The organism is Oceanicaulis sp., from assembly GCF_965249665.1.
Lineage (GTDB): Bacteria > Pseudomonadota > Alphaproteobacteria > Caulobacterales > Maricaulaceae > Oceanicaulis.
The window spans coordinates 1,386,000-1,407,965 of the sequence record NZ_OZ252247.1; the positions used below are offsets into that span (position 1 = coordinate 1,386,000).

Below are 21,966 nucleotides of genomic sequence, written 5' to 3' on the forward strand. Positions count from 1 at the left end.
CCAGGGCTCGCACGGCGAGACCCGGGATCTCATTCCGCATCAAGGGCTTTATCCTGATGAAGACCCCGGCTCGGCGCTCCGCTTGGCCGGGGTTTTGTATGTCTGATCAGGCGCCTAGCGCTCCTCGTCATCCACGATGGGGCCGTCATCATCGATGAGAATACGCTCTGCGGCGCCTTCGAGATCGTCGTACTGGCCAGACTTCATGGACCAGAAAAAAGCCAGAAGGCCCATGGCGCCGAGCACCAGGGCGGCGGGGATCAGCCAGAGTAAAGCGGTCATGCGCGCCACAGCCTCAATGCGTTGGCCATCACCACAAGCGAGCTGGCGGACATGGCGATGGCGGCCACAAGCGGCGTGACCAGACCAAACACCGCCAGCGGCACGGCGATGACGTTATAGATGTTGGCGAGCGCGAAGTTTTCCATCATCCGCGCCCGCGCGGCTTTCGCGATATCGATCGCTCGCGGCAGGGCCGCCAGTCGGTCGCCCTGTATGACGAGATCCGCAGCCGAACGCGAGATATCCGCCGCCGAACCCATGGAGACCGAGACATGCGCGGCGGCGAGGGCCGGGGCGTCATTGATGCCGTCGCCCACCATGATCGGGTTTTCGCCGGCCTCCTTCAGCGCATGGATGCGGTCGATCTTGCCCTGGGGCTTCAGCCCCGCCTGATACCGATCCAGGCCGAGCGCACGGGCGGCGGCGGCCACCGGCGCGTCACGATCGCCGGACAACAGCTCAATGGGCATGTCCTGAGCCTTGAGGCCCGCCACAGCCTCTGGCGCGTCTGCGCGCAGGCTGTCTGAGAACAAGAACCGGACGGGCGCCTCGCCCTCCACCAGTAGCCAGGCTTCCAGCATCGAGGGGTCTGCGTTTTGCGTCTGCGGCTCAAGGCCCAGCCAGGCGCTTGAGCCGAACTGGATCACCGCGCCGTCCGCCGTGCCGGTCAGGCCGCCGCCTGCGATTTCCTGAAGATCGTCAGCCATCGGGCCGGGGCCTGCCGCCTCCGCCAGAGCGCGCGAGATCGGGTGACGCGAGCCGCGCGCAAGACGGGCGGCGAGATTGAGGGCGCGCGGCGAAATCTCGTCTGCATTGATCAGGGCCGGGCGACCCAGCGTCAGCGTGCCGGTCTTGTCAAACACCACCGATTTCGCTTCGGCCAGCCGCTCCAAGGCGTCACCGGACTTGAGCAGGACGCCTTCGCCATAAAGCCGGCCTGACGCCACCACTTGCACCGCCGGGGTCACCAGCGCCAGCGCGCACGGGCAGGTGATGATGAGGACGGCGATGGCGTTCATCACCGCGTCATGGACATTGCCGGTGAGCGCCAGCCAGCCCGCAAGCGTAATCAGCGCCATGGCGAACACGCCCGGCACATAGGCGCGCGCGGCCTTGTCGGCATAGCGCACATAGCGTGACCGGCCTTGTTCTCCGGCTTCGACGAGCCGTGAGATCTCCGCCAGCAGGGAATCGTCGCGCGCGGCGCGCGCCTTCACCGTCAGCGGCGCGTTGAGATTGATCATGCCTGAATAGACAAGCGCGCCAGGCTCCAGTGTCTGGGGCTGGGTCTCGCCGGTGACGAGCGCTGCGTCCACATCACCGCGGCCTTCGATCACCTCGCCATCTACGGGCAGGCGGTCTCCGGGTGCAATCCGCAACAGATCACCGGGGCGCACATCGCGGGCTGGGATGGCTTTGATCGCGCCGTCTGGTTCGATGCGGTGCGCGATGCGGGCTTGTAGCGCGGCCAGATCGCGCGCGGCCTGGCCGGCGCGGGCGCGCAAGCGAACATCGAGAAACCGGCCGATCAGCAGGAAGAAGAGCAGCATGACAGCGGCGTCGAAATACGCGGCGCCATGCCCAAGCGCTGTCTCGTAGATGGATAATCCGCACGCCAGCAGCACCGCCAGCGAGATCGGCAGATCCATGTTCACCGTGCGGGCGCGCAGTCCCACAAGGGCGTTTTTGAAGAAGGGCCAGCCCGAATACGCCACGGCGGGCAGGGCGATCAGGCCGGAGATCCAGTGCATCAAGGTGATGGTGGCGAGACTCATCTCGCCTTCGCCCGCCCAGACCGAGATCGACAGCAGCATCACATTGGCCGAGGCGAAGCCCGCGACGCCCAGGGCGCGCAACAGGCGCTTTTCTTCGTCCGATCGGGGGTCATCCGCTGTTTCGGGCTGATAGGGCTTGGCGCCATAGCCCAGATAATCAAGCCGGTGGACAATCTCCTCGGCCGTGCTGTCTGGCCCTGTAAAACTGACCGCCAGACGCCCGGTCGAGAGGTTCAGCCGGGCGCGCTTGACGCCGTCCATCTTTTGCAGCCCGTCTTCGATCTTGACGATGCAGGCCGCACAATGGGCGCCCTCGACAGCCAGGTCGATGGCCTTGCTGTCTTCGGTCTGGCGCACAAAGGCGGTGATCTCGTCACCGGATGCGGACGACGAGTCGCCGAACGGCTGGCTTGGGGCGTTGAGGGCAGACTCTAGCGACGCCACAGCTCGCGCTCCAGCACGAACGGGGCGTCCGCATCCACGGCTCGAGCCTGTAGCGTCCAGCCGCCCAGAGGCAAATCCTCCACCGCCGCGGAATAGACGCCCGGGCGGGCTTCGGTGAACACCAGGGCATGGTCAAGATCGGTGCTGGCGGGGTGGCGCAAAACGCCTTCGAGCGTCAGTCCCATGACCGGCGCGTCCTCGACGTCGGTGACGCGGATCAGCACCCGGTCTTGCGCCAGATTGACCGCCGCCGTCCAGCCAAGCTCCGCCTGGGCGCGGCGCTGGTCGATGATAGCGTTGTACTCCAGCCCCTGCACATAGGACCGGCGCTGGTCCTCGCCGGGGAAGGTGCGCATGGCCATGGTGACGAAAACAGTATTCACGGCGATGATGACCGAGAAGAACATGATCATCCCGGCCAGCACGTGCCAGCCTTTGAGGCGGAACCCCGTGTCGGAGTCGGTCGCGGGAAGGTCGGTCATCGGGATTCTCCGGTCTGGAAAGCGGAACGTGTCTGCGCCTGCTCGCCCGTCTCATTATCTGTGACGATAAAGGTCAGAGGTTCAGAGGGGGCGTCCACGGCGTCTCGCGGCAAGGTGACATAGAGCCTGAAATCTTGCGTCTGGTCCGCGCCGACTTCAAGCTGACGCGATGTCTCATCTGCTCCCAGCACCCGCACGCTCATGGCGGGGTCGCCTTCAATCGTCAGCTCATAGGTGCGCGGCTGGCTGGATTTGTTCAGAACCGTCAGCGTGTACCCATTGCGCACGGCGCCGTCAGACAGGCGCACATAGTTCGGATTGCGATCGCGTGAGGCGTTCAGCTCCAGAACCGAGCGGTTCATCAGGCCGAACAGCATGATGCCGCTCACCGCCGCCAGCAAAATGGCGTACAGCACGGTGCGCGGGCGGATGAAGCGATAGCGCGGCTTCTCATCGCGTGCGCGGCGGTCCACATTGTCCTGGCTGTCGTAGGAGATCAGACCTCTCGGGCGCCCGATCTTGTCCATGATATCGTCGCAGGCGTCGATGCACAGTGCGCAATTGATGCATTCCAGCTGGTCGCCGTCGCGAATGTCGATGCCCATCGGACAGGCGGCGACGCAGGCTTTACAGTCGATGCAATCCCCGCGGCCTTCCCAGCTCTCGCCCTTTTTATGGCGGCCACGCGGCTCGCCGCGATCCACCCGGTAGGTGACGCTCAGCGCTTCCTTGTCGATGAGGGCGCCCTGAATGCGCGGCCAGGGACACATATAGGTGCACACTTGTTCGCGCATGGTGCCGGCCAGCACATAGGTGGTGAAAGTCAGCACCGCGAAGAAGATATAGCTCGTCAGCGCGGCCTGGCCGGTGACGAAATTGTTCAGCACTGCGAAGGCGTCGTGGAAATACAAAATCCAGGCGCCGCCCGTGGCGGCCGCGATCGCAATCCAGACAGCATGCTTGCCGATCTTCCGCCAGGCCTTGTTAAAGCTCCAGGCTGCACGATCGAGCATGATGCGTTTGTTGCGGTCACCCTCAAACAGGCGTTCGACGGCGATGAACAGATCGGTCCAGACGGTTTGCGGGCAGGCATAGCCGCACCAGACGCGGCCAAACAGGGCGGTCACCAGGAACAGGGCCAGCGCCGACAGGATCAGCAAGCCCGTGATGTAATACACTTCCTGGGGCCAGATCTCGATGAAGAAGAAGTAGAAGCGGGCGTTGGCGAAATCCACCAGCACCGCCTGATCGGGCGCGTCCGGTCCGCGATCCCAGCGCAGGAAGGGCGTGATGTAGTATACAGCCAGCGCCAGGGCCATGAAGACCCATTTGCTGAAGCGGAACTTGCCGTGCACCAGCTTGGGGTGGATCGGCTCGCGTTTCTTGTAGAGCTCGCGCGAATGAGCGGCGTTGACCGCGACCGCATCATGGGCTTCCACCCCGTCTGCGGCTTGTTCCCGGTCTGCGGGACGGTTCTTGATTAGATTCATAGCCTTTTCCGGCTTTCAGCCGTTGTTCGGACGGTTGCGCCACCGGGCTCGCCCCAGTGTAGCCAGATGGCGCAATATCGTCAGACTTTTAAGCGCGTCGGACCTGTCTAGCGGCCTGCCGCGTCCAGCGCATCCATGGCGCCTGACGCATTGGCCTCGGTGTAAGCCCCATCGCTTTCACCGCCGCCCAGCAGATAGACATAGGCGGCCAGCGCCGTGATCACTTCCTCATCCAGACGCCCGTCCCAAGCCGGCATCACGCCATAGGGACCCCGCCAGATCGTATTGGAGATCTGATCGTGCGTCCGGCCATAAAGCCATTCCTGGTCGGTCAGGTCGGGCGCGCCCTGCATGCGGTCGCCCATGCCGTCAGGACCGTGACAGGCCGAGCACTGATACTCGTAGATTTCAGCGCCTATGGTCTGGCCCGCCTCGGTGGGTTCGATCATGTCAGACAGGGTCATGACGTAATCGGTGACCGCCGAGATTTCCGCGCGGCTCAGAAGCTCGTCGCGGCCATAGGCCGGCATTTGCGAGAAGCGGGTGTCGGGATTGTTCTCCCAGCGAATGCCCACATGCAAGGTGTGGCGGATGTCTTCAAAAGAGCCGCCCCACAGCCAGACGTCGTCATTCAGGTTGGGATAGCCGATAAAGCCCTGACCGCCGGCGCCGTGACAGGTGGCGCAGTTGTCGCCGAACGCGGACGAGCCCGCCGCCAGCGCAAAGTTCAACAGATCAGGATCCGCTTCGATGGCGCGGATGCCGCCCGTGTCCGCCGCCTCGGTGAGGCGGGTGAACATGGGGGCCCGGCTTTCTTCCAGCTCGGCGATCGCGACGGCCACATTGGCGCGTTCCGAGTGATCACGCACGCCGCGCAAATGTCCGTCCATGCCCGGAGGAGCCGGCCAGGAGGGCATGAAGATCCAGTAGATCACCGACCAGAGGATAGAGGCGTAAAACACCCACACCCACCAGCGCGGCAGCGGGTTGTCCAATTCCTTGATGCCATCCCATTCATGGCCCGTGGTGTCTACGCCGCTATAGGCGTCGACATCTTTCTTGTGCTCGTCAGACATGAGTGTCCTCCGTGTCCGAGGCGGCGTCCGGATGATCGTCGTCTTCCAGCGGCACGCGCGCGGCGTCGTCAAATTTATCCTGGTTTTTCGGCCAGAGGGCGTAGACCAGCACCAGGGCGAAAATCGCCACGAAGCCGATCAACCCCCAGGTTTGTGCGAAGCTAGACAGCGTTTCGTACATACCCGCCTACCTCAGGTTCTCGTCGGCGTCGGCTTGATAGGTGGAGAAGTCCACCATCGTGCCGAGCACCTGCAGATACGCGATCAGGGCGTCGAGCTCGGAGATCATCTCCGGATTGCCGTCGAAATCGCGGATCGGCGCGCCGGGATAGCGGGCCAGGAAGGCGTCATAGCTGGCCGAGTAGGGATCGAGCTGGACAGCCAGATCGGTCTCCGCGTTCTCGATCATCTCGTCGGTGTAGGGCACGCCCAGCCGGCGCAGGGCCCGCAACCGGCCTTCCACCACGCCGGTTTCCAGCTCGGTGGTCTCCAGGAACGCATAGGGCGGCATGATGGATTCCGGCACCACCGAGCGCGGATCGCGCATATGGTCGCGGTGCCATTCATCAGAATACTTGTTCCCCAGCCGGGCCAGGTCCGGCCCGGTGCGCTTGGAGCCCCATTGGAAGGGGTGGTCATACATGCTTTCGGCCGCCAGCGAGTAATGGCCGTAGCGCTCCACCTCGTCACGCAGCGGGCGGACCATCTGGGAGTGGCAGTTATAGCACCCCTCCCGAATGTAGATGTCACGGCCCATCAGCGCGAGCGGTGAGTAGGGACGCACGCCCTCCACTTCCTCGATGGTTTCATCGAGATAGAAGAGCGGCGCGATCTCCACCAGACCGCCGATGGAGACGACAGCCAGCACGCCCACGGTCAGCACCAGCGAGTTCTGCTCGAGAACCTTTTTGTGCCAGCCCCAGATCGGATTTACTTTTTTCGCCATATCCGCCTCCCTATTCGGCCGGTTGGATAGCGGCGGACTGCGGGTTCACCGCGTCCTCGGTATCAGCGACGTCGCCCTTGATGGTCTTGTAGACATTCCACGCCATCAACAGAGCGCCCGCCAGGTACATCAGCCCGCCCAGGGCGCGAATGATGTAAGACGGATGCATGGCTTCAACGGTCTCGACAAACGAGTATTCCAGGAAGCCCAGCGAGTCATAGGACCGCCACATCAGGCCTTGCATGATGCCCGACACCCACATGGAGGTGATGTACAGAAGGATGCCCAGGGTCGCGATCCAGAAGTGCCATTCGATCAGGGCGCGCGAGAACATGCCCTTGCGCTTCCACAGCCAGGGAACCAGGCAGTAGATCGCGCCGAAGGAGATGAAGCCCACCCAGCCCAGAGCGCCTGAATGCACGTGGCCGATCGTCCAGTCGGTATAGTGCGACAGCGAGTTCACGGCCCGCACCGACATGACCGGACCTTCAAAGGTCGACATGCCGTAAAACGCGACGGACACCACCAGCATGCGGATCACCGGATCGGTGCGCAGCTTGTCCCATGCCCCTGACAGGGTCATCAGGCCGTTGATCATCCCGCCCCAGGACGGCATCCACAGCATGATCGAGAAGGTCATGCCCAGCGTCTGCGCCCATTCCGGCAGCGCCGTATAGTGCAGGTGGTGGGGACCGGCCCAGATATAGATGAAGATCAGCGCCCAGAAGTGGATGATCGACAGACGGTAGGAATAGACCGGCCGCTCAGCCCGCTTGGGAATGAAGTAGTACATGATCGCCAGGAAGCCGGCGGTCAGGAAGAAGCCCACGGCGTTGTGGCCGTACCACCACTGGGTCAGGGCGTCCTGCACGCCCGAGAAGGCGGAATAGGAGCGCGAGCCCAGGAAGGAGACCGGCATGGCCAGATTGTTGACCACGTGCAGCAAGGCGATGGTCACGATGAAGGCCAGATAGAACCAGTTCGCTACATAGATATGCGGCTCTTTACGCTTGGCCAGCGTGCCCAGGAAGACCAGCAGATACGCCACCCAGACGATGGTCAGCCACAGATCGGCGTACCATTCCGGCTCGGCGTACTCTTTTGACTGGGTGATGCCCAGCAGATAGCCCGTTGCCGCGACCACGATGAACATCTGATAGCCCCAGAACACAAACCAGGGCCAGACGCCGCCGGCAAGGCGGGCGCGGGTGGTGCGCTGGACCACATAGAAACTCGTGGCGATCAGCACATTGCCCCCGAAGGCGAAGATCACGGCGCTGGTGTGCAGCGGACGCAGACGCCCGAAATTGAGTTCCGGGATGGCGTCCCAGGACAGCAGCGCCGGCCAGGCCAGTTGCGAGGCGATGACCACGCCGACCAGAAGTCCGACAATCGCCCAGAACATGGAGGCGATGACGCCGTACTTGACGATGTTTTCGTTGTATTCGGCAGGGTCGCGCTCAACCCCTCCGTTTGAGTACACGCCCACCATGCCGAACAGGCCCAGCACGAAGCTGGCCCCGATCACCCAGGCGTGAAGTCTCATATTCGCGTCTGCGCCATTGGCGGCTGCGAACAGCGACCATAAGGCGCCAAGCAGCAATATGCCGCCGACAATCATAGCGTTGGCGTCTAAGCCGGTTTTGGGTCGGTCCGCGTGCGCGGTCATTTCGCCCCTCCCTGATGTAGGCAATGTCCGAAACTCTCTTGGCGGGGAAATGAAGAAGATGAAACTATGGCAATATGCCTCAGCACCTTTTCTGCGCGGCCCGCCATAAAGTCCGCTGCGTCGAGATCACCTTGTTTCCCATAGTATTTCAAGGGTTTTGCGGCGCGCTGTAAGACAAGGCCTGGAGGAGGCGACATGTTGACACACCCCGGCATGGATGTGGGCCCGCTTCTGGGCGGCCGTGTCGAGATTGATTTCCTGGCGGGTCTGATCGCCGGCCTGTCCACCAGCGCCCATTGCCTGGCCATGTGTGGCGGCGTCGCAGCGGTTATCGCGCTGGGGTCAGGCGGCGGGGAAGCCAGGACAGGAGTGCGGGCGTCGCGCCTGCTGCAGGCCCAGCTTGCCCGTATCAGCCTGTATCTGGTGTTGGGCGTCATTGCAGGCGCCATAGGCTGGGGGCTGCAAGCCTCCCGTCCGCCGGCGGCCTTCCATGATGTGGCGCGCTATCTGTCAGCTCTGGTTCTGGTCGCGGCAGGCTTCTCGGTCATGGAGATCCCGATCTTTGGCGGCGAGGTTGGCCGGCTCGGTGCGCGGCTCGCCGCCCCGGTCACCAAGCGCCTGCATCATCTGCACCGTTTTGGTCCGATCGGTCTGGGCCTGGTCTGGGGGCTGATGCCCTGCGCCATGATCTATCTGATGACCTTCTATGCCGGGCTTACGGGATCGCCCGTGCAAGGCGGGCTTGTGATGCTGGGCTTTGGACTGGGCACCGTGCCGGCCCTGTTTGCGCTGGGCCTCGGCGCCGAAGCGCTGCGTCGTCTGGCGCGCGCGCTCTGGCTACGGCTTGTGGCGGGCGGTGCGCTGATTGCCTTGGCGGTCTGGACGCTGGTGTCCCATGGCGGACATGCCATGTAAGAAAGCGCTTGACCGGATATAAAGATATCCTTATATCCACATTTGCGCCGATTTGAGCTTCAGCTTGCGGGCGCGGAATAAGTGCGGCTAAAGCGAAGCGTCGAGATTGTTTGAACCAGACATCCCCCCGTCCGACTTGGACCATCTCGACGCACCGCTCTCTGGCTTGTTCCGCTCCGGTTTTTCGTCCGGCGCGAAAGAGACCCTAGGAGAGCATCATGACCTATCCGGCCCTGCTTGATCGCCCCGTACAGTCCTCACCGACCCATCCGCCGGTGCGTCGCATGCGCGCGATCATGCTGGGCTGCGGCGTGGTGGGCGGCGGCGTGATCGAGCGCTTGCCGGACGGAATTGAGCTATTGGGCATTCTCACCCGCACTCCGCGTCCCGAAGGCGTTTCAGGGTTTCCGGTCTTCACTGATGCGGACGCGATATTCGCGCTTGAGCCAGAGCTGGTGATCGAAGCGCTGCCCGGCGGGGCGGAGGCCGAAGCGCTGGTTGAGCGCGCGGTGAACAAGGGCTGTCATGTGGTGACCGCCAACAAGGATGTGGCTGCACGCCGTCCGGATCTGGTCGCCAGAACCTATGCGGCGGGTCGGACCTTTGCGTGTTCGTCGGCCGTCGGCGGTGGCGCGCCGGTTCTGGAAACTGTGGCGCGTCTGCTGGCCGGCGGCGTCAAAGTCGGCCGGGTGCGGGGCGTCTTGAACGGCACGTCCAATTTCGTGCTCGACCGTCTAGCCTCGGGGCGCAGTCTCGCGGCATCCGTCAAGGAAGCGCAAGAGGCGGGCTTTGCTGAAGCCGATCCGAGCGCGGACCTTGATGGTCTCGACGCCGCCAACAAGCTCGTCCTGATCGCCCGGGAAGCTTGGGGCGTCGTGCTTGACCCCGCCGCAATTCCCACAGCCTCGATCCGGGATCTGCCCGCCCATGTGCTGGAAGCGGCGCGACTGGAGGGTCGCCGCATCCGCCAGATCGGATGTTTGTCGCGCACGGCGTCAGGCGTCAGCGCGCAGGTTCGGCTGGAGGCTCTGCCCCTCAATGATCCGCTCTCGCGGGCGCGGGCGGAGGGTAATGTGGTCGTCTTGTTGCCTGAACGCGGCGCAGAAGTGATCGTGGCGGGCAAGGGCGCGGGGCGTCTGCCGACCGCCGGCAGTCTGATCGGCGATCTCAACCGGCTTCTGAAAGCCCAACGCTCATGACGGCGCTAGCGTCAGAGACCGGACGATGTCGACCCTCTCATTGGTGTGTACAGGAGTATAGCTGCGGTTTTGAGCGTCCCAATGGCGGGGGATGGTCGGATGTGCGCGGTCGGGTGGTCGGTCCGGCTGATGGGGCCGCCACCCTTGTTCTGGGCGGGATTTCTGCGGATCGCCGACTGGTCGAGGATGAAGACGGGCCGGGCTGGTGGCCGGGCGTGGCCGCGCCTGGCGGCGCGCTGGACCCGACCCGGCGCCGTTTGGTGTCGATGGACTTTCTGGACGACGCCGCCGAGCCTTTTCCCAGCGTTGAGGATCAGGCGGCGGCGGTGCTGATGCTGGCGGACGCCGCCGGGATCGAGCGGTTTTCACTGGTCGGCGCCAGCTATGGCGGCACGGTGGGGCTGATGCTGGCGACCTTGGCGCCCGATCGGGTCACCCGGCTCGACCTTCTATGCGCCAGTGCGGGCGTGCATCCGATGACTCAAGGGTTGCGGTCGATCCAGCGTGAAATCCTCAAACTCGCCATCGACGCCGGACAGGGCGCGCGTGGTGTCGACATCGCCCGGCGGCTCGCCATGACCACCTATCGCACCGCTGACGAATTTGCTGAGCGCTTCGGTCCGGACGGCGAGCCGGGCGGGGTTGAAGCCTATCTGGCGGCGCGCGGGTCTGAATACGCCCGCACCGTTACGCCCGAACGTTTCCTGTCACGCTTGGCGTCCATGGAGGCCGCCGCCCCCGATCTGTCGCAGATACGCTGCCCGGTGCGCTTATTGGCGTTTTCCTCAGACACGCTGGCGCCGCTGGCTCAAATTCAGGCGACGCATGACGCCCTGACAGGGTGTGAGGCGCAGCTGATCGTTCGCGACAGCCTTTATGGGCATGACGGGTTCCTGAAAGAGGCGGCTCTCGTGAATGCGTTTCTGGAGGGGCGGGATGACTGAATTTCGCACGCGTGCGGTGCGCGCCGGGATCAATTGTGATCCCGGTCATGGCGCTGTGGTCGCGCCCATACAGCTGTCCAGCGCCTATCGGCGGGCCGATCCCGCCCAGCCCGGCGCGTTTGACTATGCCCGCACTGGCCAACCCGGTCGGGCGGAACTGGCCGCCGCCCTTGCAGCGCTGGAAGGGGCCTCCGGCGCGGTGGTGGCCAGTTCGGGAATGGCGGCGATTGATCTGGTGCTCAATCTGCTGCCCAACGGGGCGCGCATCCTCTGCGCCCATGATTGCTATGGCGGCACGCGGCGCCTGATGGATGCGCGCAGCCAGCAGCGTGGATTTGACCTTGTTTATGTGGACTGCACCGATGACGCCGCGCTGGAAGGGGCGCTCTGGGACGGCGCGGATCTGGTGTTTTTCGAGACCCCGTCCAATCCGCGTCTGCGTGTGACCGACCTTCAGACGGCCTGCGTGCGGGCGAAGGCGGCGGGGGCGCTGGCGGTGGTGGACAACACCGTGTTGTCGCCCGCCCTGCAACGTCCCATCGCGCTGGGCGCCGATCTGGTGGTCAGCTCGCTCACCAAGATCATCAACGGACATTCCGACATGGTGGGCGGGGTGGTTTGCGCCGCGGACCCCGACCATGTGGAGCGTCTTGGCTGGTGGGCCAACGCGGCGGGCGCGGTGGGCGGGGCGTTTGACGCCTTTCTGGCCATGCGCGGACTGCGCACCCTGCCGGTGCGGGCGAAAGCCCAGTCTGAGAGCGCCCTGGAACTCGCCAAAAGGCTCGACGCGCACCCCAATGTGGTGCGGGTGGATTATCCCGGCCTTGAGAGGCATCCCGGTCATGCCATCGCCAAGGCCCAGCAAGACGGGTTCGGCCCGTTGATGAGCCTTGAGCTTGAGGGGGGTGAAGCGGCTGCGCGCCAGTTTGTGCAATCGCTTGAGCTGTTCATCCTGGCCCAGTCTCTGGGCGGGGTGGAAAGCCTGTGCGCCATCCCAGCGACCATGACCCATGCCGCCATGACGCCTGAAGCGCGGCGAGAGGCGGGCGTCTCCGACGGGCTGGTACGTTTGTCGGTGGGTCTTGAAGCGCCGGCCGACCTTTGGGCGGACCTCGAACAGGGTCTCGCCGCGCTTTAGCGTGCCTGCGCCTTGACCCTTGGCCGCGCAAGGGGTACCGCCGCATGTTGACTGCACTTGTCTGGTGCAGGGTTTCCTCCGTGAATGGCATTGTCGCAAGACGCGCTGATATGAAGGCGTGGGGAAGCCGTCAGAAACATGTGAGACGAGGATTGATATGGCCGACGCGACCAAGAGCGACGCCCAGAAGGCTGAAGGCGCAACCGAGCGCCGTTTCCCTACGGTTCCCGGACCGTCGGAGCTGCCCAAGATCGATTCAGATATTCTCGCTTACTGGAAAGCGGACGGCACCTTTCAGGCCTCCATCGACGAGCGCCCCGAAGACGACCAGTTTGTGTTTTATGACGGCCCGCCCTTCGCCAATGGCTTGCCGCACTATGGGCATTTGCTGACGGGTTTCGCCAAAGACGTGATCCCGCGTTTTCAGACCATGAAGGGCAAGCGCGTCGAGCGCCGCTTTGGTTGGGACACGCACGGCCTGCCCGCTGAGCTGTCCGCAGAGAAAGATCTTGGCATTTCCGGGCGCAAGGCCGTTCTGGAAATGGGCATCGACAAGTTCAACGCCGCTGCGCGCGCGGGCGTGATGAAATATGCGGGCGAATGGGAAGATTATGTCACCCGTTCGGCGCGCTGGGTCGATTTCGAGAACGATTACAAAACCCTCGACACCAGCTTCATGGAAAGCGCGCTGTGGGCGTTCAAACAGCTCTGGGAGAAGGGCCTCGTCTACAAGGATTACCGCGTCGTGCCCTATTCCTGGGCCGTGGAATCCCCGCTGTCGAACTTTGAGACCCGTCTCGATAATTCCTACCGCAACCGCACCGACCCCGCCGTCACCATCGGCTTTGAGCTGAAAGAGGGCCAGGGCGAGCTGTCGGGCGCGAAGATCCTGATCTGGACCACCACGCCCTGGACCCTGCCCTCCAACCTCGCCTGTGCGGCAGGCGCAGACATCACTTACGCCATCATGCAGAAGGGCGAGGAGCGCTTCATTCTGTCCGTGAACGGACTGGAGAAATACAAAAAGCAGCTTGAGGGCGCCGAGCAGGTCGGCACGGTGAAGGGGTCAGAGCTGGCGGGTCTCAAATACCACCCTCCCTTTGACTATTTTGTCGGCTGGGAAAACGCCCACCAGATCCTTCTGGAAGACTTTGTGGTCGATGAGGACGGCACCGGCATCGTTCACATGGCGCCGGGCTTTGGCGAGGACGATTTGAACGCCTGCCGCAAGGCGGGCATCGCCGTCGTCGTGCCGGTCGATCAGGCGGGCCGCTATACCGCGCAAGTGCCGGATTATGAAGGCTTGCTGGTGTTTGACGCCAACAAGCCGATCATCCAGCGCATGAAGGAAGAAGGCAAACTCTTCCGCCATGACACCTATGACCACAACTATCCCCATTGTTGGCGCACGGACGAACCGCTGATCTACAAGGCGGTGGATAGCTGGTATCTGAAGGTGTCGGACTTCCGCGAGCGCATGGTGGAGCTCAACCAGCAGATCAACTGGTCCCCAGCTCACGTCAAGGACGGCATTTTCGGCAACTGGCTCGCGGGCGCGCAGGACTGGAACATCTCCCGCTCACGCTTCTGGGGCACGCCGATCCCGGTCTGGGTGTCGGATGATCCGAACTATCCGCGTGTCGACGTCTATGGCTCTATCGAGGAACTGGAGGCGGAGTTCGGCGTCAAGGTCACCGACCTGCACCGGCCCTATATCGACGAGCTGACCCGTCCGAACCCGGATGATCCCACCGGCAAGTCCACGATGCGCCGTGTCGAGGACGTGTTTGACGTCTGGTTTGATTCCGGCTCCATGCCGTATTCCCAGGTCCATTATCCGTTCGAGAACAAGGACTGGTTCGAGGCGAACTTCCCGGCGGACTTCATCGTGGAGTATGTCGCCCAGACGCGCGGCTGGTTCTATACGCTAATGGTGCTCTCGACGATGCTGTTTGACCGGCCGCCGTTCAAGAACGCGATCTGTCACGGCGTGGTGCTCGACGAGAACCGCCAGAAGCTGTCCAAGCGCCTGCGCAATTATCCCGACCCGATGGAGTTCTTTGACCAGTACGGCTCGGACGTGATGCGCTGGTTCCTGATCTCTTCGCCGGTGCTGACCGGGGGCGACCTTCTGGTGCCGAAAGAAGGCCGCGAGATCGCGAGCGTCCAGCGTGAAGCCATTGCGCCGCTGCTGAACGCCTATTCCTTCTTCTCGCTCTACGCCAATCTCGAAGACCGTGAGCCGCAGATCATCACGTCTGCGGATGATCCGCTGGATCGGTATATCCTCACCAAGACCGGAGAGCTGGCCAGCGCGGTCGAGGCGGCGCTTGAGGGCTATGACGTGCCGCGCGCCTGCAAGGAAGCGACGGCCTTTTTCGACGCCTTGACCAACTGGTATATCCGCCGCTCGCGCGCGCGGTTCTGGGGCTCGGAAGACGAGGCGGCCAAGAACGCCGCCTTTGATACGCTCTACACAGTGCTGGTGAAGGTTTGCCGCGTGCTCGCGCCACTGCTGCCGATCGTGTCTGAAAAAGTCTACAAGGCGCTGACGGGCGACCGCTCGGTGCATCTGGCGCTCTGGCCCAAGGCGGAGGAGTTCCCCTCTGACCACGCGCTGGTGCGCTCGATGGATCTGGTGCGCGACGCGTGTTCGGCGGCTTTGGCCGTGCGGGAACGCTCCCGTCTGCGTGTGCGCCTGCCGCTCAAAACCCTGACCATCGTGCATGCGGACAGCGCAGCGCTGGAGCCGTTCGCGGATCTGATCCGGGATGAGGTGAATGTGCGCGCCGTGGCCACCTCCACCGATCTCGATGCCTATGGCCGGGTGGAGCTGAAACCCGATCCGCGCATCGGCAAGCGCCTGGGCAAGGCCATGAAAGACGTGATGGCGGCGTCGCGCTCGGGTGAGTTCACTCTCAATGATGACGGCACCGCAAGCGTGGCGGGCCAGACCCTGGCCGCTGAAGAGTTCACCATGCGCGTGGTCACCGATGAGGGCTCTGACGCTGAACCGTTCGCAGGCACGGGCGCCATCGTGCTCGACACGTCTGTGGATGAAGACCAGGCGCGGGAAGGGTTGGCGCGCGATCTCATCCGCGCCATTCAGACTGCGCGCAAGGAGGCGGGGCTAGACGTGTCTGACCGTATCGCGCTGGGCGTTTCCGGTGGTGACGCCGTGGCGGCGGCGATTGCGGCGCATGGCGACTTCATTCGCGATGAAACCCTTGCTGTCAGCCTGTCGACCGAGACGGGCGCGGGCTTTGTCAGCGAGACCGATATTCAGGGCGATGCGGTGCGCATCAGTGTAGAGAAAGCGGCGGCCTAAGCCGTCCGGGACGATAATTGATGACCGAACAGACCGCATACGAATTCAACGCCCTTGAGGCCAAATGGCGCGCGTACTGGCATCAGAACCGCACCATGAAAACGCCGGATCCCAAGCCGGGCGACAAGACGTTTTACGTGCTCGACATGTTCCCCTATCCGTCGGGCGCAGGCCTTCATGTGGGTCACCCGGTGGGTTATCTGTCTACGGACATTGTGGCGCGCTATAAGCGGATGGCGGGCTACAAAGTGCTGCACCCGATGGGGTGGGACAGCTTTGGTCTTCCGGCTGAACGCTACGCCATGAAGACGGGCGTGCATCCGGAAGTCTCCACCCAGGCCAATATCGCCAATTACAAGCGCCAGATGGACCTTCTGGGCCTGGGGTATGACTGGGATCGCGAGATCCAGACCTCCAGCCCGGACTATTACCACTGGACCCAGTTCATCTTCTCCCGGCTCTATAACGCCTGGTACGATCATGACGCCCAGAAAGCCCGTCCCATGGACGCGCTGCCGATCCCGGCCGAGGTCGAAGCGCAGGGCAAGCTGGCGGTTCAGGAGTACCAGGACGCGCGCCGGCTTGTGTATTACGAGACTGCGCCGGTGAACTGGTGCGCCGAGCTCGGGACGATTCTCGCCAATGAAGAGGTCTTCGACGGCAAGTCCGAGCAGGGCTATGAGGTCATCCGTGTCCCGCTCAAACAGGTGAAGATGCGCATCACCGCCTATGCCGAGCGTCTGATCAATGATCTTGAAGGGCTCGACTGGCCGGAAGGCATCAAGGATTCCCAGCGCAACTGGATCGGCCGCTCTGAAGGCGTGCAATTGCGCTTCAAGGTGCAAGGCTCTGACCTTGAGGTGGAAACCTTCACCACGCGCGTCGATACGCTGGGCGGGGTGACCTTTCTGGCCGTGGCGCCGGAGCATGAGCTGGTCGATCAGCTGACAAGCCCTGAGCAGAAGGCGGCTGTGAACGCCTACCGCGACGAGGCCGCGCGCAAATCCGATCTTGATCGCACCAAGGACGCCGAGAAGACCGGCGCGCCGACGGGCGCCATGGCGATCAACCCGGTGACGGGCCGCGCCGTGCCGATCTTCGTCGCTGATTATGTGCTGCCTGATTACGGCACTGGCGCGGTGATGGGCGTTCCGGCCCATGACGAGCGCGATTTCGCGTTCGCCAATACCTATGGTCTCGACATTGCACCCGTGATTGATCCGGGCGCCGATGCGCCTGAGCGCGAGGCTGTGCTGGCCGGACAGGCCTGCTGGACCGAGGATGGCGTCATGCTGGCGGCGCCCGGCGATTCTGGGCTCTATCAGGCCGGTGTACGCTGGCGCGAGGCGCGGGAAGCGGTCGCTGATCATCTGGAAGCTCAGGGCGTCGGCCAGCGGGTGATCAGCTATAATCTGCGCGACTGGATTTTCGCGCGTCAGCGCTATTGGGGCGAGCCGATCCCGATCATCCATTGGGAAGACGGCACCCGCACCACCGTGCCTGAGGACCAGCTGCCGCTGGCCTTGCCGCATATCGACACCTACAAGCCGACCGGCCACGGGGAATCCCCCCTGGCCCGCGCCGAGGACTGGGTTGAGGTCACTGATCCCGTCACCGGGATGAAGGGCCGCCGGGACACCAACACCATGCCGCAATGGGCGGGCTCGTGCTGGTATTATCTGCGCTTCAAGGACCCCAAGAATAACAAGGCCATGGTCGATCCCGAGCTCGAAAAAGCCTGGGGCATGGTGGACCTTTATGTGGGCGGCGCCGAACATGCGACGCTGCACCTTCTCTATGCGCGCTTCTGGCATAAAGTGCTGTTTGATCTGGGGCTTGTCTCCACCAAGGAGCCCTTCCAGAAGCTGGTGAACCAGGGCCTTCTCACGAGCCACGCCTTCAAGAATGATCGCGGAATCATTCTGCCGGTCGATGAAGTGGTCGAACGCGAGGACGGAACCTTCGTGCACGAACCCTCTGGCGATGTGGTCGAGCGGGTCGGCGCGAAAATGTCGAAATCTCTGCACAATGTCGTCACGCCTGACGATGTTGTGGAGCGTTTCGGGGCGGACGCCTTCCGCGTCCATATGATGTTCATGGGCCCGGTGGAAGCGATGCGCGAATGGGAGACCGAGAAGGTTTCAAGCGCGCTGAAATTCCTGCGCCGTGTCTGGCGGTTCGCCACAGAAGGCCTCGCCAACCCGGCCTCTGAAGAAAGCAAGCCGGTGAGCCTGGCGCTCACCAAGCTGGTGCTCGCGGTCACCGAAGACCTCGACAATCTGCGTCTCAACACCGGCATCGCCGAGTTGATGAAATTCCTCAATGCGGTGGAAGGCCAGCCGGTCAGCAAAGCCGTGCTGGATCAGTTCATCACCGTGCTCGCGCCGTTTGCGCCCTTCATGGCGGAAGAGCTGTGGGAGAAGGCCGGTCACACTCCGTCCGTTTTTGACGCCCAATGGCCGACCGCCAACGAGGCCGATCTGGACGCCGCAATTGAGGAGATTGAGGTCGTGGTGCAGGAAGGCGGCAAGCGCCGCGCCACCATCACCCTCGCTCCGGATGCGGATGACCAGACCGTACGCGACGCGTCTCTGGCGCGCCTCGCCGAGATGGGCAAGCCGATCGACGGCGTTGACATGAACCGCGTCATCGTGGTGCGCGACAAGAAGTCGGGCCGGGTGAAGCTCGTGAACGTGCCCAAGCTGGGATAACCTCTGTATCATCAATGAAGAAAGCCCCGGCGGTTCCGCCGGGGCTTTTTTGTAGGGACGGTATGGGCCTCCGGATCAAGTCCGAAGGCCGAGAGGTTTTGGCTTTACGCTCTCGGTCCTCGGGCTTGACCCGGGGACCCCTATAACTCGGAGCTACTCCAGCTCGAGCGGGGCCCCGTCCACACGGATTTGCGCTTCCATCACTTCTGCAGCGTGGCTGAAAGCGGTCTCCGCATCTTGCTCGCCATCCAGCACGGCCTGGCCTTCATTGAGGAGCGGCATGTAGAGCAGTGTGCCATCCACATCGTCCACAGCGGTGAAACGATCGGCGGTCTGTAAAATCTCGTCCCAGACCGCACGCACATCGGCCCAATAGTCTTGCGTGCTGTCCCAATAGGTTTGTGCGGCGTGATCGCCTTCAAGGTCAAAGCGGCGATAGGTGTTGATGCCGTGCTCGCGCACCAGTTCGCGCGCGGCGCCATCCCGCAGGACGAGCTTTGAATTGTCCTGCTCGTGGGTCCAGCCCCAGGCGAGAATTGTGTGCCGGTTCACGGCCTCGATGACATCGTAATCATCGCGCGTGGTGGCGTCGCGGCGGGGCAAAGGCCGCCAGCTGCGCGCCGGCTCCCAGGTGGAGGCCGCGTCTGCGTGCTCCCAGCGCGCAATGCCGGCATAGCGGGGGCTGTCATCGACCTGGTAGACGGTTTGCGACCAGGCGCCGCGCGACTGATCCGGGCTCAGAACGTCCATCGTCCACTCGCCGAAGCCTTGATAGGCCATCAAGCGAGACGGCTCATAGGCCCAGTCCTGACGCCAGTGCTTGACCACGAACGGGTCTTCGAGATCACCGACGAGCAGCAAGTGCTGCAGCGAAATGAAGTCGCCCTCATCGGTGATCACATACACGACCTCGCGTGCGGGCGTGACCTTGGGGTCGGCCAGCTCATAGCCGTCTGTGATGGGCAGGAATTCGGTGAAATCGAACGTCACCTCGTACTCGCCCGCCATGGCGAGGATCGCCTGACGGTCCGCTTCCCTGTCAGCGGCGGGGTGGCTCTGCCCATGGGTGTATGTCTGCGACCCGCCAGTCAGGGGCGCGCTGTGCTGTGTGGCGGTGCTGGCGCAGGCGCTCAGCGATAGCGCGGCCAGGCTGGCGGTGGCGAACGTCATGAAGCGGAGTTTGGTCATCTGTTTCCCCTGTCTGGGCCGCCGCTGCAGACGGCGAGCGGATGGTGGTCGGGCGTATATCGCCAATCTGCCATCTGCATAGTGCGAAAGATTCTTACTTGCAATCGCAAATGATCTGCGCCATTCAGTCACGCAAATGAGAACGGTTCGCAATCAGGGGCGAGACATGACATCAATGATTTTCAAATCCGACGGGCGCAGCTGGCTGGCGGCAAGCGTCTCACTTCTGGCGCTGACGGCGCCGGCTCTGGCCGAAGCTGACGCCGGGCCCGGCGCTGAAGCCAGTGATGTGATCGTGGTCACCGCCACGCGCACCCAGCTGACCAATTTTGACTATCCGGGCCTGACCAGCGCTATCTCGCTGGAGACCCTGGACGAGAACCGCCCCACCGACCTGATTGAATTGCTGGAAGACATTCCTGCGCTGGAAGTGTCGGGCGGGCCGCGCCGGACCGGGCAGACCTTGAGCCTGCGCGGCTTGGGCCGGGAAAACGTCACCTTGCTGATTGACGGCGCCCGTCAGAACTTCAACAGCGCCCATGACGGCGTCTTGTTTCTGGACCCCGCCTTGCTGGGGCGGGTGGAAAGCGTGCGCGGCTCCGCCTCCTCCTTGTATGGATCGGGGGCTGCCGGCGGCGTGATCGCCTTTGAAACCCTCGAAGCCGACGATCTTCTGGATGACGGTCAACGCTTTGGCGTGCGCGCTTCGGCGGGCTATCGCTCTGTCAATGAAGAAAGCCGCGGCTCGGTGGCGCTGGTCGGCGAAACTGGAATCTTTGAGGGCGTAGCCGCGCTCAGCCTGCGCCAGTCCGGCGATATCGAGTTGGGTTCGGGCGACGCCCTGACGGTTGAGGATGATATCGTCTCCGGCCTTCTGGGCGGCGAGTGGGATATCAGCGACGCCCTTGAGCTGGAATTAGGCTGGTTGAGCTTCCGCAATGACAGCGTCGAGCCCAATAACGGTCAGGGCGCGGCGGGCGTGAACAGCTTTAACCCCCTGATGAACAAGGACGTGTCCTCTGACAGCCTGCGCGCGACGCTGAGTTTTGCCCCGTCTAACCCGCTGATCAATCTTGAGACGACGCTCTATCACAATATCGGCGCGGTGGATGAAACCGATGAGAGCATCAACCGCTTCATCGAGCGCGATCTGACCACTACCGGCATCAGGGCGGAGAACCGCGCCGAGTTCGCCTTAGCCGGGCTCGACATGGCGCTCGTTACCGGGGCGGAATGGTATGAGGACGAGCAGGAGGGGACGGATTCCGCCACTCCAAACGGCCAGCGCGGCGGCGTGCCGTCCGGCTCCACACGCTTCACCGGTGTCTGGGCGCAGCTTGAAAGCACGCTCGATCTGGGCGCGGCGGGTGAGCTGATTGTTCTGCCCGGCGTGCGCTTTGACCAATTTGAGAGCGAGTCAGACCAGGCCGACAGCAATGACGATGAAGCGGTCTCTCCGCGCATCGCCGCGACCTGGGCGCCCAATGACAATTTGCGCCTGTTCGGCAGCTGGGCCGAGGCGTTCCGCGCGCCGTCCCTGAATGAGCTGTATCTCAGCGACACCCACTTCTCCTTGCCGCATCCGATCCTGGGCGCGCCGGTCTTCATCACCAACAGCTTCATCGCCAATCCGGACCTCAAGCCCGAGCAAACCGAAACTTTCGAAATCGGCGCCGCCTTCAGCCGTCAGGGGCTGTTCACGAGCGATGACCGGTTTGAGGTCAAGGGCGCCTGGTTCCAGACCGAAGCGGAAGACCTGATCAATCTCAATGTGGATTTCGCGTTCAACCCGACCTGCTTTGCGCCGCCCTTCCAGCCCTGCTCGGCGGGGACCACCTTCTCGGAAAACCTGGCGGCAGCGGAGCTCGAGGGTTTCGAAATCGCGGCGGCCTATTCGGTGGGGGCGTTCGAGCTGTCCGGCTCGGTCTTTGAAGTGGATGGCGAGGACAAGGCGACAGGCGAGCCGCTGGGCGCGCTACAGCCTGTGATGGGGTTCGTGAACGCGCGCTACACGTTCGAACCTCAGCGTCTCACTCTGGGTGGCCGGGTGGCCTTTGCGGCTGATTTTGACAAATCGAACAAGGCCTCTGAGGCGCGTGACGGCTATGCTGTGCTGGATCTGTACACGGCCTGGACGCCGCTGGCGGATCAGCCGCTGCGCATCAATCTCGGCGTCGATAACGTCTTTGACGAAGACTATGAGCGCGTCTTTGCGGGCGTCTCGGAAGCGGGCCGCAGCGTGCGCATTGACCTGACCTGGACGGGCGCCTGGTAGAGAGGGCCTGACGCCTGTCCCATGAAGGGCGCGTCCGGACGCGGACGCGCCCTTTTTTCATTCATGGCTTGCTGCTGGGTCCCAGCCGGGACACAGTCCGGCAA

16 protein-coding genes are annotated in these 21,966 nt (G+C 63.3%); 7 read left to right on the plus strand and 9 right to left on the minus strand.

Features of this window, described 5'->3' with window-relative positions; all coding sequences use genetic code 11:
- Positions 1-114: 114 nt before the first annotated feature.
- The 8 genes from ccoS to ccoN form a co-directional block, all read right to left on the minus strand.
- Positions 115-282: a cbb3-type cytochrome oxidase assembly protein CcoS gene (gene ccoS / locus ACP154_RS06660; RefSeq protein WP_107712232.1), complete on the minus strand. Its 168-nt coding sequence runs from the start codon at positions 280-282 to the stop codon at positions 115-117.
- Positions 279-2,501, minus strand: a complete 2,223-nt coding sequence (locus tag ACP154_RS06665) for a heavy metal translocating P-type ATPase (RefSeq protein ID WP_421860627.1) — start codon at positions 2,499-2,501, stop codon at positions 279-281. Before ACP154_RS06665 ends, ccoS begins: the two co-directional genes overlap by 4 nt.
- Positions 2,489-2,983 carry a FixH family protein gene (locus ACP154_RS06670; protein ID WP_107712234.1) on the minus strand — a complete coding sequence of 165 codons (495 nt, stop codon included), beginning with the start codon at positions 2,981-2,983 and terminating at the stop codon, positions 2,489-2,491. Before ACP154_RS06670 ends, ACP154_RS06665 begins: the two co-directional genes overlap by 13 nt.
- Positions 2,980-4,473: a cytochrome c oxidase accessory protein CcoG gene (ccoG, locus tag ACP154_RS06675; protein WP_133724635.1), complete on the minus strand. Its 1,494-nt coding sequence runs from the start codon at positions 4,471-4,473 to the stop codon at positions 2,980-2,982. The genes ACP154_RS06670 and ccoG overlap by 4 nt, the downstream gene beginning before the upstream one ends.
- Positions 4,474-4,580: 107 nt before the next feature.
- A complete protein-coding gene (gene ccoP, locus ACP154_RS06680) occupies positions 4,581-5,549 on the minus strand; it encodes a cytochrome-c oxidase, cbb3-type subunit III (RefSeq protein ID WP_421860624.1) in 969 nt (322 codons plus the stop codon).
- Positions 5,542-5,730, minus strand: a complete 189-nt coding sequence (locus ACP154_RS06685) for a cbb3-type cytochrome c oxidase subunit 3 (protein ID WP_107712237.1) — start codon at positions 5,728-5,730, stop codon at positions 5,542-5,544. The genes ccoP and ACP154_RS06685 overlap by 8 nt, the downstream gene beginning before the upstream one ends.
- 6 nt (positions 5,731-5,736) lie before the next feature.
- Positions 5,737-6,495 (minus strand): cytochrome-c oxidase, cbb3-type subunit II, encoded by a 759-nt coding sequence (gene ccoO / locus ACP154_RS06690; protein ID WP_107712238.1) that lies wholly within the window; start codon positions 6,493-6,495, stop codon positions 5,737-5,739.
- A gap of 10 nt (positions 6,496-6,505) precedes the next feature.
- Positions 6,506-7,987 carry a cytochrome-c oxidase, cbb3-type subunit I gene (gene ccoN, locus ACP154_RS06695; protein ID WP_421861385.1) on the minus strand — a complete coding sequence of 494 codons (1,482 nt, stop codon included), beginning with the start codon at positions 7,985-7,987 and terminating at the stop codon, positions 6,506-6,508.
- Positions 7,988-8,359: 372 nt separating this feature from the next.
- Here ccoN and ACP154_RS06700 point away from each other — a divergent pair, with 372 nt between their 5' ends.
- The 6 genes from ACP154_RS06700 to leuS all read left to right on the plus strand — a co-directional run bounded on the left by ACP154_RS06700 (position 8,360) and on the right by leuS (position 18,399).
- Complete coding sequence (locus tag ACP154_RS06700) at positions 8,360-9,079, plus strand: sulfite exporter TauE/SafE family protein (protein ID WP_421860620.1); 720 nt, start codon at positions 8,360-8,362, stop codon at positions 9,077-9,079.
- A 218-nt stretch (positions 9,080-9,297) separates the two neighbouring features.
- On the plus strand, positions 9,298-10,278 hold the full coding sequence (locus ACP154_RS06705; RefSeq protein WP_421860618.1) for a homoserine dehydrogenase: 981 nt from the start codon (positions 9,298-9,300) through the stop codon (positions 10,276-10,278).
- Positions 10,275-11,222 carry an alpha/beta fold hydrolase gene (locus ACP154_RS06710; protein WP_424993772.1) on the plus strand — a complete coding sequence of 316 codons (948 nt, stop codon included), beginning with the start codon at positions 10,275-10,277 and terminating at the stop codon, positions 11,220-11,222. The genes ACP154_RS06705 and ACP154_RS06710 overlap by 4 nt, the downstream gene beginning before the upstream one ends.
- Positions 11,215-12,360: a trans-sulfuration enzyme family protein gene (locus tag ACP154_RS06715; protein ID WP_421860612.1), complete on the plus strand. Its 1,146-nt coding sequence runs from the start codon at positions 11,215-11,217 to the stop codon at positions 12,358-12,360. The genes ACP154_RS06710 and ACP154_RS06715 overlap by 8 nt, the downstream gene beginning before the upstream one ends.
- A gap of 157 nt (positions 12,361-12,517) precedes the next feature.
- Entirely contained in the window at positions 12,518-15,688 is a 3,171-nt protein-coding gene (gene ileS, locus ACP154_RS06720) for an isoleucine--tRNA ligase (RefSeq protein WP_421860610.1), read from the plus strand.
- A 20-nt stretch (positions 15,689-15,708) separates the two neighbouring features.
- Positions 15,709-18,399 (plus strand): leucine--tRNA ligase, encoded by a 2,691-nt coding sequence (leuS, locus tag ACP154_RS06725; RefSeq protein WP_421860606.1) that lies wholly within the window; start codon positions 15,709-15,711, stop codon positions 18,397-18,399.
- A 153-nt stretch (positions 18,400-18,552) separates the two neighbouring features.
- On the opposite strand, the gene ACP154_RS06730 is transcribed toward leuS, so the two are convergent.
- Entirely contained in the window at positions 18,553-19,587 is a 1,035-nt protein-coding gene (locus tag ACP154_RS06730; protein ID WP_421860603.1) for a DUF6607 family protein, read from the minus strand.
- Between the two features lie 166 nt (positions 19,588-19,753).
- On the opposite strand from ACP154_RS06730, the gene ACP154_RS06735 reads away from it, so the two are divergent.
- Complete coding sequence (locus tag ACP154_RS06735) at positions 19,754-21,862, plus strand: TonB-dependent receptor domain-containing protein (protein WP_421860601.1); 2,109 nt, start codon at positions 19,754-19,756, stop codon at positions 21,860-21,862.
- Positions 21,863-21,966: the final 104 nt, after the last annotated feature.

What these genes read in the sequence shown, in the direction of transcription:
- ccoS (WP_107712232.1), bottom strand. Translation starts at nt 282, where the DNA reads ATGACCGCTTTACTCTGGCTGATCCCCGCCGCCCTGGTGCTCGGCGCC.
- ACP154_RS06670 (WP_107712234.1), bottom strand. Translation starts at nt 2,983, where the DNA reads ATGACCGACCTTCCCGCGACCGACTCCGACACGGGGTTCCGCCTCAAA.
- ccoG (WP_133724635.1), bottom strand. Translation starts at nt 4,473, where the DNA reads ATGAATCTAATCAAGAACCGTCCCGCAGACCGGGAACAAGCCGCAGAC.
- ccoP (WP_421860624.1), bottom strand. Translation starts at nt 5,549, where the DNA reads ATGTCTGACGAGCACAAGAAAGATGTCGACGCCTATAGCGGCGTAGAC.
- ACP154_RS06685 (WP_107712237.1), bottom strand. Translation starts at nt 5,730, where the DNA reads ATGTACGAAACGCTGTCTAGCTTCGCACAAACCTGGGGGTTGATCGGC.
- ccoO (WP_107712238.1), bottom strand. Translation starts at nt 6,495, where the DNA reads ATGGCGAAAAAAGTAAATCCGATCTGGGGCTGGCACAAAAAGGTTCTC.
- ccoN (WP_421861385.1), bottom strand. Translation starts at nt 7,987, where the DNA reads ATGGTGGGCGTGTACTCAAACGGAGGGGTTGAGCGCGACCCTGCCGAA.
- ACP154_RS06700 (WP_421860620.1), top strand. Translation starts at nt 8,360, where the DNA reads ATGTTGACACACCCCGGCATGGATGTGGGCCCGCTTCTGGGCGGCCGT.
- ACP154_RS06705 (WP_421860618.1), top strand. Translation starts at nt 9,298, where the DNA reads ATGACCTATCCGGCCCTGCTTGATCGCCCCGTACAGTCCTCACCGACC.
- ACP154_RS06710 (WP_424993772.1), top strand. Translation starts at nt 10,275, where the DNA reads ATGACGGCGCTAGCGTCAGAGACCGGACGATGTCGACCCTCTCATTGG.
- ACP154_RS06715 (WP_421860612.1), top strand. Translation starts at nt 11,215, where the DNA reads ATGACTGAATTTCGCACGCGTGCGGTGCGCGCCGGGATCAATTGTGAT.
- ileS (WP_421860610.1), top strand. Translation starts at nt 12,518, where the DNA reads ATGGCCGACGCGACCAAGAGCGACGCCCAGAAGGCTGAAGGCGCAACC.
- leuS (WP_421860606.1), top strand. Translation starts at nt 15,709, where the DNA reads ATGACCGAACAGACCGCATACGAATTCAACGCCCTTGAGGCCAAATGG.
- ACP154_RS06730 (WP_421860603.1), bottom strand. Translation starts at nt 19,587, where the DNA reads ATGACCAAACTCCGCTTCATGACGTTCGCCACCGCCAGCCTGGCCGCG.
- ACP154_RS06735 (WP_421860601.1), top strand. Translation starts at nt 19,754, where the DNA reads ATGACATCAATGATTTTCAAATCCGACGGGCGCAGCTGGCTGGCGGCA.